This is a genomic window from Bordetella trematum, from assembly GCF_900078335.1.
GTDB classification, from domain to species: Bacteria; Pseudomonadota; Gammaproteobacteria; order Burkholderiales; family Burkholderiaceae_B; genus Bordetella; species Bordetella trematum.
The window spans coordinates 114833-126995 of the sequence record NZ_FKBR01000012.1; the positions used below are offsets into that span (position 1 = coordinate 114833).

Below are 12163 nucleotides of genomic sequence, written 5' to 3' on the forward strand. Positions count from 1 at the left end.
ATGTTTTTACGATGACTGAAATTTTCGGCATCCCGATACAAGCATTGCTAGGGCAACTGCTGCTCGGTCTGGTCAACGGTTCGTTCTATGCCATGCTCTCCTTGGGACTGGCAGTCATTTTCGGTCTGCTCAACGTCATCAACTTCGCGCACGGCGCGTTGTACATGGTGGGCGCCTTCCTGACCTGGATGGGTCTGGCCTATCTGGGCCTGAACTACTGGGTCATGCTGGTCGTCGCGCCGCTGGTGGTGGGGCTGTTCGGCATCGTGATCGAACGCCTGCTGTTGCGCCACCTCTACAAGCTGGACCACCTCTATGGCCTGCTGCTCACCTTCGGCCTCACCTTGCTGATCGAAGGCCTGTTCCGCAGCGTCTATGGCGTGTCGGGCCAGCCCTATCCCACGCCGGAACTGCTGCGCGGCGCCACCAACCTGGGCTTCATGATCCTGCCCATCTATCGCGGCTGGGTCGTGGTGGCTTCGCTGGTGGTGTGCCTGGCCACCTGGTACGTGATCGAACGAACCCGCCTGGGCGCCCTGCTGCGCGCCGGCACCGAGAATCCGCGCCTGGTGGAGGCGTTCGGCGTGAACGTGCCGCGCATGATCACCCTCACCTACGGCTTCGGCGTGGCGCTGGCCGGGTTTGCCGGCGTGCTGGCCGCCCCGGTGCTGCAGATTTCGCCGCTGATGGGCTCCAACCTCATCATCGTGGTGTTCGCCGTGGTCGTGATCGGCGGCATGGGCTCGATCATGGGCGCCATCGTCACCGGCCTGGGGCTGGGCGTAATCGAAGGTCTGACCAAGGTGTTCTGGCCCGAAGCCTCCAGCACCGTCGTTTTCATCATCATGGCCATCGTGCTGCTGCTGCGTCCGGCCGGACTGTTCGGGAAGGAAAAATGAACCGTCAACTACTGGGCTATGCCGCCGCCATCATTGTCGTGGCCGCGCTGCCGATGCTGGGCGTGTATCCCATCTTCGCCATGAAGGTGATGTGCTACGCCCTGTTCGCCTGCGCCTTCAACCTGCTGCTGGGATACACCGGCCTGCTTTCCTTCGGACACGCCGCGTTTCTGGGCAGCGCCGCGTACGCCACCGGGCACGCCCTCAAGGTGTGGGGCTGGCCGACCGAGTTCGGCCTGCTGTTCGGCGTGCTGGTCGCCGCCCTGCTCGGCCTGGGCATGGGAATCCTGGCCATCCGGCGTAGCGGCATCTACTTCGCCATGATCACCCTGGCGCTGTCGCAGATGGTGTTTTTCTTCTTTCTGCAGGCGCATTTCACCGGCGGCGAAGACGGCCTGCAGGGCGTGCCGCGCGGTTCGCTGCTGGGCGGCGTCCTGGATCTCTCCAATGACCTGAACCTCTACTACGTGGTGATGGGCATCTTTGCGATCGGCTACTTCATCATCTGGCGCACCGTGCACTCGCCCTTCGGCCAGGTGCTCAAAGGGCTGCGCGAGAATGAGCCGCGTGCCATTTCGCTGGGCTATGACACCGACCGCTTCAAACTGCTGGCCTTCGTGCTGTCGGCCGGCATCGCCGGGCTGGCAGGCGCGGCCAAGACCCTGGTGTTCGTCTCGGCCACCCTGTCCGACGCCACCTGGCAGATGTCAGGCCTGGTCATCCTGATGACGCTCATCGGCGGGTTGGGCACCCTGACCGGCCCCATCATCGGCGCGCTGCTGGTGGTGCTGCTGGAAAACAAGGTGGGCGACTTCGGCATGTTCATGGCCAAACTGACCGGCGTAGACTGGTTCCTGCGCCTGGGCGAGTCGGTCACCATCGTGATCGGCCTGATCTTCGTGATCTGCGTCATGGCCTTCCGCCGCGGCCTGGTTGGCGAACTCGACGCCTGGCGCCAGCGCCGCCGCGCGGCACGCGCCTGACCCCCTCTCAGCCTGTCTCAAACCCGCCCACAAGGCGGGTTTGTTTTTCCTGCGGCGTCCCTGCCCAGACCCGGTCATCGGACGCGGTATGCTCTCTTTCTTGGCGCGCACAGCGCCTGATGAACAAGGATGAATCCACGATGGATGCGCTTTTCTGGCACGACGGTCAGTGGCTGACCGACAACCCCAAGCTGCTGGGTCCGGCCGACCATGCTTTCTGGATGGCAAGCATGGTATTTGACGGCGCGCGCGCCTTCGACGGGCTGCTGCCCGACCTCGATCTGCATTGCCAGCGGGTGATCCGGTCGGCCGAGCGCATGCTGATGAAACCGGCCATCGACGCCCGCGAGATCGAACGCCTGTGCCGCGAGGCCGTGGCGCGCTTTCCGGCCGGCAGCGCGCTGTACATCAAGCCGATGTTCTACTGCGCCGACGGCTTTCTGCTGCCGGATGCCGCCCGCACGCAGTTCGTGCTGCATGTCTTCAAGGTGCCCATGCCCGGGCCGCAAGCGGGCTTTTCCGCCGGGTTCTCGAGCTTCGCTCGCTCCTGGCCGAACATGGCCCCGACGGATGCCAAGGCGTCCTGCCTCTACCCCAACGGCCAGCGCGCCATCGCCGAGGCCAACGCACGCGGTTTCGACAACGCCATCATGTGCGACGGCGACGGCCATATCGCGGAATTCGCTTCAAGCAACCTCTGGATCGCCAAGGACGGCATCGTGGCCACGCCGGTGCACAACGGCACTTTCCTGAACGGCATCACGCGCCAGCGCGTACTGGCCCTGCTGCGTGCCGACGGCGTCGATGTCCAGGAGCGCAGCCTGACGCGCGCCGACATCGAGACCGCCGACGAAGTGTTCTCTACCGGCAACTACGCCAAGGTGATGCACGTCAACCGGGTCGAACAGCGCGAGCTGGCGCAGGGCCCGATGGCGCGTCGCGCCTATTCGCTTTACATGGATTATGCCCGCCAGGGCGTACGCGCCTGAATAAAAAAGCCGGGCCTGGCCCGGCTTTTTCATTCGCCTCGGGTCAGTGCTGCTTGCCCAGGCCCAGATAGCTTTCGATGACACGCGGATTGCCGGCCAGCTCGCGCGCCGGACCATGCAGCACGATCTCACCGGTTTCCAGCACATAGCCGTAGTCGGCCACTTGCAGGGCTGCGCGGGCATTCTGCTCGACCAGCAGAATCGCCACACCGGTTTCACGCAGCCGCGCAATGATGTGGAAGATCTCGCGCACGATACGCGGCGCCAGGCCCAGACTCGGCTCATCGAGCATGAGCAGTTGCGGCTTGGCCATGAGCGCACGACCCACCGCCAGCATCTGGCGCTCGCCGCCCGACAGAGTACCGGCCTGCTGCTGACGCCGCTCGCGCAGGCGCGGGAACAGCTCGAATACTTCATCCAGCGTATCGCGCCAGCCCGCCTCGCGGGCGCGATAGCGCCTGAAGCCGCCCAGCAACAGGTTGTCTTCGACCGACATGCTGCCGAACAGCTCCCGCCGTTCGGGAACCAGCGACATGCCTGCCGAGACCCGCCGCTCGACCGCCCAGCTGCCGACTTCCTGGCCGGCATACTGCACCTGGCCATTGGCATGCCCTGACTGCGGCAGCGAGCCCATGATCGCATTGAGCATGGTCGACTTGCCGGCGCCATTGGCGCCGATCACCGTGACGATACTGCCCGCCGGCACCTGCAGGGCGGCGTCATTCAAAGCGCCGACTTTGCCATAACGGGCCGACAGCCCGCGCACATCCAGCACCGCGCTCATTGCACGCCTCCCACTGCCGCCGGTTTGGCCTGATCGGCCTCGGGCAGATCGTCGTCGATCCCGCCCAGATAGGCCTCCAGCACCGCCGGATTCTGCTGCACCTCGGCCGGCACGCCTTCGGCCAGCTTGGTACCGAAATCCATGACGACCAGGTGATTGGTCAGGCGCATCACAAAATCCATATCGTGTTCCACCAGCAGGATGCTCAGGCCCTCGGCACGCAATTGCTCCAGCACCTGGGCAAGCTCCTGCTTTTCCTTGTAACGCAGGCCTGCGGCCGGCTCGTCCAGCAACAGCAGCACCGGATCGCAGGCCAACGCCCGCGCGATCTCCAGGATGCGCTGCTGGCCCAGGGCCAGGTTTCCTGCCTGCTCATAAAGATAATCGCCCAGGCCCACGCGGCGCAGCTGCACCGCCGCTTCATGCAGCAACTGGGCCTCACGGGCGCGATCCGTGTGCAGAGCGCCGGCGAGCACGCCGACCTCGGTGCGCATGTGCGCGCCGAGCGCCACGTTCTCCAGTACGGTCATGGTCGGCAGCAACTGCACATGCTGGAAGCTGCGGCCCACGCCGCGCTGCGCGATCGCACGCGCCGACAGCCCGTCGGTGCGCTCGCCCAGGAAACGCACTTCGCCACGGGTGACCGGCAGCACGCCGCTGATCAGGTTGAAGGTGGTGCTCTTGCCCGCGCCGTTCGGGCCGATCAGGCCGACGATCTCTCCTGCCTTGACCTGGAAGCTGATGTCATTGACTGCCACCAGCCCGCCGAACTCCTTGCGTATGGCGTCGACCTCGAGGACCAGTTCGCCTGCGCTCGGACGGGCGCGTTGCGGCAGCGGCGGCGCTTGCGGCGGCGGGGCCTGCAGACGCTGCGCAGCCGCCGCGCCGGTCAGGCGGGCCCACCAGCCAGACAGAATGGGCCACAAGCCATTGCTGGCGTATTGCAGCACCAGGATCATCAACACCCCGAACGCCACCAGCTCGATGTTGGTGTCGGTGTTCAGCAGCTTGGGCAACCAGTTCTGCAACTGGTCTTTCAGGCCAAGGATCACGGCCGAGCCCAGCACCGCGCCCCAGACATGGGCCGCCCCTCCGATCACCGCCATGAACAGGTACTCGATACCGTAGTTCAGGCCGAAGGGGCTGGGGCTCACGGCACGCTGCATGTGCGCGTAGATCCACCCGGACAGGCAGGCCAGCAGGGCTGCCCACACGAAGATGATGATCTTGTAGCTCTCGGTGTTCACCCCCATGGACTCGGCCATGCCGGCGCCATTCTTGAGCGCGCGGATGGCCCGCCCGGGGCGCGAGTCCAGCAGATTGCGGGTCGCCCAGAGCGCCAGCAGCAGCAGCGCCCAGATCAGGTAATAGATCTCCCGCCCCCCGGCCAGCGAGATGCCGAACAGCGACAACGGCTCGATGCCGGCGATGCCGTCATGCTTGCCCAGAAAATCCAGGTTGCCGAACAGATAGAAGAGCGACAGCCCCCAGGCAATGGTGCCCAGCGGCAGGAAGTGCCCCGACAGGCGCAGAGTGATCAGGCCCAGAAAGAAGGCCACGCCCGCGGTCAGCAACAAGCCCACGCCCAGGCTCAGCCAGGGCGACGTGCCGTACTGCGTGGTCAGATAGGCGGTGGTGTAGGCGCCCAGGCCCACAAAGGCGGCCTGGCCAAAGGAGGTCAGGCCGCCGACGCCGGTCAGCAGCACCAGGCCAAGAGCTACCAGGCTGGCCAGCCCGATGTAGTTAAGTTGAGTGATCCAGAACTCGGGCGTGGCCGAGACGGCCGGCAACGCCGCGATGATGATGACGAATACGGCAAGAAGAATACGGTTCATGGTTTATTCCTCATCATCCACGTGGCGGCTGCCGAACGAACGCCAGACAAGAACCGGAATGATCAGGGTAAAGACGATGACTTCCTTGTAGGCGCTGGCCCAGAACGAGGAGAAAGCTTCGAGAATCCCGACCATCAGCGACCCGGCCGCGGCGATCGGATAGCTTGCCAGGCCGCCGATGATGGCGCCGACGAAGCCTTTCAGGCCGATGATGAAGCCGGTGTCGTAGTAGACCGTGGTGATGGGCGCGATCAGCATTCCCGACATGGCGCCGATGCCTACCGCCAAGGTGAAGGTCAGGCTGCCCGACATAGTGGTGCTGATGCCCATCAGGCGGGCGCCGCGCCGGTTGACTGCGGTGGCGCGCAGCGCGCGGCCGTACAGCGTCTTGCCGAAGAACAGCCACAACGCCACGATCAGCACGGCGCAGGTGAGCACCACAAACAGGCTTTGCGCCGACCAGGTGGCAAAGCCCAGATCGATCTGCCCGCTGACGAAGGCCGGCGTGCGCCAGCCTTCGGCGCCGAAGAACACCAGCGCCAGGCCGGTCAGGGCAAAGTGCACCGCCACCGATGTGATCAGCAACACCAGCACGCTGGCCTCGGCCAGCGGCTGGTACACGATACGGTAAACCATGGGTCCCATGGGCACGACCAGGATCAGCGTCAGCAGCATGTTCAGCCACAGCGAGTTGCCCGCCCCGACATACGTGGTCGTAATCCACCACAGCAGCGCCGGCAGCACGAGGTAACCAGCGATGGTTTTGGGCATGCCCGACCACAAGCCGGTGCGCAGCGCGCGCAACAGCTCCATCAGGAAGGCCAGCCCGCCCAGCAGGCAAAGCAGGTACACCGTGCCGGGCACCCGGCCGTCGACCAGCATGGCCAGCGTGAGCGCGCCGAATGCCACGAACTCGCCCTGGGGAATGAAAATAACGCGCGTGACGGCAAACACCAGCACCAGCGCCATGCCGAGCAGGGCATAGATGGCGCCGTTGACGATGCCGTCTTGCAGCAGGATCAACGCAATTGAGGAATCCATCGAACTACAACCTTATTTACGACCTTTTATTGTCTCGCCAGGCGCTGCGGATACAGCGCACCGGCCCACAGGCCGGTGCGTCTGGCGGCAGAACAGCCGGAATACTACGCCTGGACGGCGGGCGCCGGCCTTCAAGGAGCCGCCGCGCGCCGCCCTGTCGGGGCGATTTACAGGTCAGGTTGGTAGAGCCACTTGCCGTCCTTGACCTTGACCATGACGCGCGAACGCTCGTCAAAGCCGGCATGATCGGTCGGGCTCATGTTGAAGACACCTTGCGAGACGGCCAGGTTCTGGACCTTTTCGAGGGCGTCGCGCATGGCGGCGCGAAACTCCGGGGTGCCCGGCTTGGCGCCGGATTTGATCGCCTCGGGAATGGCGGCCACCACCAGTTGGCCGGCATCCCACATATGGCCACCGAAGGTGTTGGTCGAGCCTTCGCCATGGGCCTTCTCGTAGGTGTCGCGATAGGCCAGGGCCGACTGCTTGACCGGGTTGCTGTCGGGCAGCTGGGCGGCGACCAGGAGCGGGCCGGCAGGCAGCAGCATGCCTTCGCAATCCTTGCCGCAGACGCGCAGCACGTCGTTGTTGGCGGCGCCGTGGGTCTGGAAGATCAGGCCGCCATAATTGCGCGCCTTCAGTTCCTTCTGCGGCAGCGCCGAAGGGGTTCCCGCCCCGGCGATGAGGATGGCGTCCGGCTTGGCGCCCAGCAGCTTGAGCACCTGCCCGGTAACGCTGGTGTCGGTGCGGCTGTATTTCTCCACGCCGACGACCTCGATGCCCTTGGCCTTGGCGGCCTCCTGCATCACCGCCAGCCAGCCATCGCCGTAGGCGTCGGCGAAGCCGATGAAGCCCAGCGTCTTGACCTTGGACTTGGCCATGGCGTCAGCCAGAGCGCTGGCCATCAGCGCGTCGTTCTGCGGCGTCTTGAAAACCCAGCGACGCTTGTCGTCGACCGGTTCGACGATCTTGGCGCTGGCGGCCACGCTGATCATCGGCACCTTGGATTCTGCGGCCACGTCCACCATGGCCAGCGAGCCCGGCGTCACCGACGTGCCGACCAGAACGTCGACCTTGTCTTCGGAGGCGAGCTTGCGCGAATTCTTGACCGCCTGGGTGGTGTCGGTGGCATCGTCCAGGACGATCCACTCGATCTTCTGGCCGGCGACTTCCTTGGGCAGCAGGGCAACGGTATTGCGCTCGGGGATGCCCAGCGAGGCGGCCGGCCCCGTGGACGACACCGTGACGCCGACCTTGACCTGGGCGGCAGCCGCCAGAGGCAGGGCCAGGGCGAGAGCGGCGGCCAGCGCCGACAAGCCGGATTGCTTGCGCATGATTTATGTCTCCTGTGGTGGCCCGGTGTGCCGCAAAGCGGATCGCCAAACCTGTTTAAAGTTATACAGAAAAAAATATTATAGGGTTAAAAGAGTATCAAATGGAGCAAGGCCATCGACCTCGGGATCAACCCTAGGGCCATCCAAAAAAACAACAAACGCATTTGTTATTGGCGAATTCTCGCGGGAACAGGGCTCGCCGTCTTTGCGGGAAATCCCGAACATCTCAGCGCCGCAACAAGGGCCACACCCGCTCGACCCGCCAGGCCGCCCAGGAAGCGATCAGAGCCTTGATCAGATCGCCCGGCACAAACACCGCCACCGCCATCGCAGCCTTGGACAGTTCCATCTGCGTCACGGCCGCCAGCCACGGCACCCCCACGGCATAGACCGCCAGAATGCCGCCCAGCAGGCAGGCAAGAAGATACGCGCCCAGCATCCGGGCCATTGCGCCATACGCCAGCGCGCGCGCCACCAGGCCCGTCACGACAACGCCCAGCAGCATGCCGACCAGGAAGCCGCCGGTCGGGCCGGCAAACACGCCCAGGCCGCCCCGCCCGCCCGGCAGCACGGGCAGGCCGATGGCCGCCAGCGCCAGATAAAGCAGGCAGGCGGCCAGGCCGCGCCACGGTCCCAGCATCACGCCGGCCAGCATCACGCCGAGCGTCTGCAAGGTGATCGGCACCGGGATACCCGGCAGCGGTATCGGCGGCATCAGGCTGAGCACGACGATGAGCGCGGCAAACAGCGCCGCCAGTACGAGGTTCTTGTTGGTCATGGAGCCCTCCCCGGGGCCTGGTTCAGAAAAACATGGATGACAGTCCGCATCAGCTGCGGGCATCGATGGCCTGGGCCACCTCTTCTGCGCGCTTGAGCGTGCGGACGATCAGCGGCACCAGCAGGGCCAGGGGGTGGTGCCCCAGCCCGCGCGCGGCCTGGGCCTCGCGGATTTCCTCGTAATTGCGCCATATTTCGGGAATGAAACGCAAACAAAGCGCCAGCGCCAGCGTCACACGCGCCGGATCGATCCAGCGCGACAGCGGCTGCAGCACGCGCTCGATCACCGCCAGCATGGCCGGCACCGGCGTGCTCAACGTGACTGCCAGCGCCAGGCCGATCAGGGTCCCCGCACGGGCCACCACTAGCAAGGCCTGGCGCGCATCCGCCATCCAGAAGGTGAACAGCCCGACCGCAAGCAGTATCCAGACCATGCCGCGCACCTGACGCCACAATGCGCCGGCCCGCACCCCGGTGATCGCCACCAGCAGCCACGCCACCAGGCAGGCCGCCCCCATGCCGGGCAGACTCTGCCAGGCGAACAGCACTATGCCGGCCGACACCAGCGCGGCCAGCTTGAGCGCGGCCGGCAGACGATGCAGCCAGCTCCTGCCCGGGACATACAGGGGCGCCATCATCCGCAATGCTCCCGATACCAGCGCAAGGCATGGGCAGGCGTATCGTCGACTGCGATGCGGCCCTCGCACACCACCAGTACGCGATCGAAATCTGCCAGCAGCTCCAGGTCGTGACTGACCACGCAGGCTGCCGGATCGAGCGCGGCGATGGCGTCGCGCACCCGGTTCCGGTTGCGCAGATCCAGCTGGGTGGTGGGTTCGTCAAAGACCACCAGCGCCGGCTCGCGCACCAGCACGGCGGCCAGGGCCACGAGCTGACGCTCCCCGCCCGACAGGACATAGCTGTTGCGATCGGCCAGATGCCCGATGCCCAGCCGCTGCAGATGCTCCGCCACCCTAGCCTGACGTTCGGCGGCGGCCAGGCGCAGCGGTTTGAGTCCGAAATCCAGATCCTCGCGCACGATCGGGAACACGATCTGGTTGTCCGGATTCTGAAAAACGAAACCTACCTGACGGCGGATAGCCTGGGCCTCGCGACGGGTATCCAGGCCGTTGACCCGCACCACCCCGCTGTCTGGCAGCACCAGGCCGTTGATCAGCCGCGCCAGCGTACTTTTGCCAGCGCCATTGGGGCCGACGATGCCGACCCGCCGCTGCGAGAGCGTCAGGCTGGGCACGCGCAATCGCGGCCCGTCCTCGCCCTGGACGACCGCCTGTTCAAACTCGATTAACATGGTGCGGATTATGCACGAACCAATTTGCTCCGCGCCTATCCAAGCCCTTATGGAAAAAGTACGCAAAACCGACGCCGAATGGCGCGCCCAGCTCACCCCCCAGGAATTTCACGTCACCCGTGAGAAAGGAACCGAACGCGCCTTCACCGGCCGTTATTGGGACACCTTCCAATATGGAATCTACCGTTGCGTGGGTTGCGGCACGGCACTGTTCGCCTCGGACACCAAGTTCGACGCCGGCTGCGGCTGGCCCAGCTATTTCGAGCCGATCGAAGCCGACCGCGTACGCGAAGAAACCGACACCAGCCATGGCATGGTGCGCACCGAAGTGCTGTGCAATGTCTGCGATGCGCACCTGGGCCACGTCTTCCCCGACGGTCCCCCGCCCACCGGATTGCGCTATTGCATCAACTCGCTGTCGCTGACCTTCGAACCGCTGGATGCCGAATGAAGAAGTTTCTGTTCGACCTTTTCCCGCTGATCCTGTTCTTCATCGCGTATCGCTATGCAGACATCTATGCGGCCACGGCGGTGGCGATCACCGCTGCGGTCGTCCAGTTGCTGTGGTTGCGCCTGACGCGCAAACCCATCGAAGGCATGCACTGGATCAACTTCGGCGTGATCGTGCTGTTTGGCGGGGCCACGCTGTGGCTGCAGAACGATGCCTTCATCAAATGGAAACCCACGGTGCTCTACTGGCTGTTCGGTGCCGCGCTGCTGGTCGGGCGCTATCTGTTCGGCCGCAACCTGATCCGCCGCCTGCTGCAGGCGCAGGTCTCCATGCCGCCGGCCCTCTGGGACAAGCTCAACCTGAGTTGGGCGCTGTTCTTCATCGCCTCGGGCGGCTTGAACCTGTTCGTGGCCTTTTCCGGCCGCTTCACCGAATCGCAGTGGGTCAACTTCAAGGTGTTCGGCCTGATGGGCCTGCTGGTCGTTTTCGTGATCGGTCAGTCCGTCTGGCTGAGCCGCCACCTGCAAGCCCCCGACGCCGATAAAAACAAGACTTCCGAGTAAATCATGAACCAGCCTGATCAAGACCGCATCGCCCTGATCCGCGAACGCCTCGCGGCGCTGGATCCCATCCAGCTAGACATCGAAGATGAGTCCTATTTGCACGCTGGCCATGCGGGTGCCGCCGGCGGCGCAGGGCATTATCGCGTCGTTATTGTGTCGGGAGCTTTCGACGGGTTGACGCGGGTTGCCCAACATCGCCTGGTGTATGATCAATTACAAGATCTCATTCCTTTCCCCATACACGCGCTTGCCCTGGATACACAGGCGCTGTAGTCAATTTCGCTGTCGTCGATTCAATACCCCACCTTCACCCTCCTCCCTGAAAGGACATTCATGAAACGCATCCTTACGCTGGTTGCCGCCTGCGCTATCGCGCTTCCCGTCTACGCCCAGAATGCGGCCACGGTCAACGGCAAGGCCATCTCCCAGAAAAGCCTGGATGATTTCGTCAAGCTGCTGGTCAGCCAAGGGGCCACCGACACGCCCCAGCTGCGTGAGCAAGTCAAGCAGGAGATGATCAACCGCCAGGTGTTCGTGCAAGCCGCAGAGAAGCAGGGCATTGCCAAGCAGCCGGACATCCAGACCGAGATCGATCTGGCCCGCCAGGGCATCCTGGTGCGCGCACTGATGGCCGACTATCTGCAGAAGAACCCGGTTTCCGAAGCCACCATCGAGGCCGAGTACAACAAGATCAAGAAAGAGCAGGCCGGCAAGCTGGAGTACCAGGTGCGCCACATCCTGGTCAAAGATGAAAAGACCGCCAAGGACCTGGAAGCCCAGATCAAGAGCGGCAAGCTGAAGTTCGAAGACGCCGCCAAGAAGTACTCCGAGGACAAGGGCAGTGCCACCCGCGGCGGTGAGCTGGGCTGGGCGCCCCCGAGCAACTACGTGGCCCCCTTTGCCGAAGCCGTCTCCAAGCTGAAGAAGGGCCAATTGGCCGACAAGCCCGTGCAGACCCAGTTCGGCTGGCACATCATCCAGGTCGAGGACACCCGTCCGGTCGAGTTCCCGCCGCTGGCCCAGGTTCGCCCGCAACTTGAGGAAATGATGCGCCAGCAGAAGCTGACCGACTACCAGAAGCAGTTGCGCGACCAGGCCAAGGTGCAATAAGTCACACGACCTGCCCCGGGCCCGGCCGCCAGGCCGACGCCCGAGCCGCAAGGGCCGCCGCTGTCCCCGGACAGCCGCGGCCCTTTCC

The 12163-nt window shown here is 64.6% G+C and carries 14 protein-coding genes; 7 read left to right on the plus strand and 7 right to left on the minus strand.

Annotated features, from left to right (window positions below):
* Positions 1–11 precede the first annotated feature (11 nt).
* The 3 genes from A7V84_RS06570 to A7V84_RS06580 all read left to right on the plus strand — a co-directional run bounded on the left by A7V84_RS06570 (position 12) and on the right by A7V84_RS06580 (position 2871).
* A complete protein-coding gene (locus A7V84_RS06570; protein WP_025517965.1) occupies positions 12–899 on the plus strand; it encodes a branched-chain amino acid ABC transporter permease in 888 nt (295 codons plus the stop codon).
* A complete protein-coding gene (locus tag A7V84_RS06575; RefSeq protein WP_025517967.1) occupies positions 896–1882 on the plus strand; it encodes a branched-chain amino acid ABC transporter permease in 987 nt (328 codons plus the stop codon). Before A7V84_RS06570 ends, A7V84_RS06575 begins: the two co-directional genes overlap by 4 nt.
* Positions 1883–2022: 140 nt before the next feature.
* Positions 2023–2871: a branched-chain amino acid aminotransferase gene (locus A7V84_RS06580; protein WP_025517968.1), complete on the plus strand. Its 849-nt coding sequence runs from the start codon at positions 2023–2025 to the stop codon at positions 2869–2871.
* A 43-nt stretch (positions 2872–2914) separates the two neighbouring features.
* On the opposite strand, the gene A7V84_RS06585 is transcribed toward A7V84_RS06580, so the two are convergent.
* The 7 genes from A7V84_RS06585 to A7V84_RS06615 all read right to left on the minus strand — a co-directional run bounded on the left by A7V84_RS06585 (position 2915) and on the right by A7V84_RS06615 (position 9951).
* A complete protein-coding gene (locus tag A7V84_RS06585; RefSeq protein WP_025517970.1) occupies positions 2915–3655 on the minus strand; it encodes an ABC transporter ATP-binding protein in 741 nt (246 codons plus the stop codon).
* Positions 3652–5490 carry a branched-chain amino acid ABC transporter ATP-binding protein/permease gene (locus A7V84_RS06590; protein WP_063492038.1) on the minus strand — a complete coding sequence of 613 codons (1839 nt, stop codon included), beginning with the start codon at positions 5488–5490 and terminating at the stop codon, positions 3652–3654. Before A7V84_RS06590 ends, A7V84_RS06585 begins: the two co-directional genes overlap by 4 nt.
* Before the next feature lie 3 nt (positions 5491–5493).
* The gene (locus A7V84_RS06595) at positions 5494–6531 is read right to left on the minus strand and encodes a branched-chain amino acid ABC transporter permease (protein ID WP_063492037.1); all 1038 of its coding nucleotides are present in this window, start codon (positions 6529–6531) and stop codon (positions 5494–5496) included.
* 167 nt (positions 6532–6698) lie between these two features.
* Positions 6699–7862, minus strand: coding sequence for an ABC transporter substrate-binding protein (locus A7V84_RS06600; RefSeq protein ID WP_025517974.1), 1164 nt, complete (start codon positions 7860–7862; stop codon positions 6699–6701).
* Positions 7863–8088: 226 nt separating this feature from the next.
* On the minus strand, positions 8089–8640 hold the full coding sequence (locus A7V84_RS06605) for a biotin transporter BioY (RefSeq protein WP_025517975.1): 552 nt from the start codon (positions 8638–8640) through the stop codon (positions 8089–8091).
* A 49-nt stretch (positions 8641–8689) separates the two neighbouring features.
* Positions 8690–9277: an energy-coupling factor transporter transmembrane component T family protein gene (locus A7V84_RS06610; protein ID WP_025517976.1), complete on the minus strand. Its 588-nt coding sequence runs from the start codon at positions 9275–9277 to the stop codon at positions 8690–8692.
* Positions 9274–9951 carry an energy-coupling factor ABC transporter ATP-binding protein gene (locus tag A7V84_RS06615; RefSeq protein ID WP_025517978.1) on the minus strand — a complete coding sequence of 226 codons (678 nt, stop codon included), beginning with the start codon at positions 9949–9951 and terminating at the stop codon, positions 9274–9276. The genes A7V84_RS06610 and A7V84_RS06615 overlap by 4 nt, the downstream gene beginning before the upstream one ends.
* A gap of 49 nt (positions 9952–10000) precedes the next feature.
* Here A7V84_RS06615 and msrB point away from each other — a divergent pair, with 49 nt between their 5' ends.
* The 4 genes from msrB to A7V84_RS06635 are packed head-to-tail and all read left to right on the plus strand — an operon-like array spanning position 10001 to position 12075.
* On the plus strand, positions 10001–10402 hold the full coding sequence (msrB, locus tag A7V84_RS06620; RefSeq protein ID WP_025517979.1) for a peptide-methionine (R)-S-oxide reductase MsrB: 402 nt from the start codon (positions 10001–10003) through the stop codon (positions 10400–10402).
* Complete coding sequence (locus tag A7V84_RS06625) at positions 10399–10965, plus strand: septation protein A (RefSeq protein WP_025517981.1); 567 nt, start codon at positions 10399–10401, stop codon at positions 10963–10965. The genes msrB and A7V84_RS06625 overlap by 4 nt, the downstream gene beginning before the upstream one ends.
* Before the next feature lie 3 nt (positions 10966–10968).
* The gene (locus A7V84_RS06630; protein ID WP_063492036.1) at positions 10969–11238 is read left to right on the plus strand and encodes a BolA family protein; all 270 of its coding nucleotides are present in this window, start codon (positions 10969–10971) and stop codon (positions 11236–11238) included.
* A 60-nt stretch (positions 11239–11298) separates the two neighbouring features.
* Positions 11299–12075, plus strand: coding sequence for a foldase protein PrsA (locus A7V84_RS06635; RefSeq protein WP_025517985.1), 777 nt, complete (start codon positions 11299–11301; stop codon positions 12073–12075).
* Positions 12076–12163: the final 88 nt, after the last annotated feature.

Coding starts and splice junctions, on each gene's coding strand:
- A7V84_RS06570 (WP_025517965.1), top strand. CDS start 12: ATGACTGAAATTTTCGGCATCCCGATACAAGCATTGCTAGGGCAACTG.
- A7V84_RS06575 (WP_025517967.1), top strand. CDS start 896: ATGAACCGTCAACTACTGGGCTATGCCGCCGCCATCATTGTCGTGGCC.
- A7V84_RS06580 (WP_025517968.1), top strand. CDS start 2,023: ATGGATGCGCTTTTCTGGCACGACGGTCAGTGGCTGACCGACAACCCC.
- A7V84_RS06585 (WP_025517970.1), bottom strand. CDS start 3,655: ATGAGCGCGGTGCTGGATGTGCGCGGGCTGTCGGCCCGTTATGGCAAA.
- A7V84_RS06590 (WP_063492038.1), bottom strand. CDS start 5,490: ATGAACCGTATTCTTCTTGCCGTATTCGTCATCATCATCGCGGCGTTG.
- A7V84_RS06595 (WP_063492037.1), bottom strand. CDS start 6,531: ATGGATTCCTCAATTGCGTTGATCCTGCTGCAAGACGGCATCGTCAAC.
- A7V84_RS06600 (WP_025517974.1), bottom strand. CDS start 7,862: ATGCGCAAGCAATCCGGCTTGTCGGCGCTGGCCGCCGCTCTCGCCCTG.
- A7V84_RS06605 (WP_025517975.1), bottom strand. CDS start 8,640: ATGACCAACAAGAACCTCGTACTGGCGGCGCTGTTTGCCGCGCTCATC.
- A7V84_RS06610 (WP_025517976.1), bottom strand. CDS start 9,277: ATGATGGCGCCCCTGTATGTCCCGGGCAGGAGCTGGCTGCATCGTCTG.
- A7V84_RS06615 (WP_025517978.1), bottom strand. CDS start 9,951: ATGTTAATCGAGTTTGAACAGGCGGTCGTCCAGGGCGAGGACGGGCCG.
- msrB (WP_025517979.1), top strand. CDS start 10,001: ATGGAAAAAGTACGCAAAACCGACGCCGAATGGCGCGCCCAGCTCACC.
- A7V84_RS06625 (WP_025517981.1), top strand. CDS start 10,399: ATGAAGAAGTTTCTGTTCGACCTTTTCCCGCTGATCCTGTTCTTCATC.
- A7V84_RS06630 (WP_063492036.1), top strand. CDS start 10,969: ATGAACCAGCCTGATCAAGACCGCATCGCCCTGATCCGCGAACGCCTC.
- A7V84_RS06635 (WP_025517985.1), top strand. CDS start 11,299: ATGAAACGCATCCTTACGCTGGTTGCCGCCTGCGCTATCGCGCTTCCC.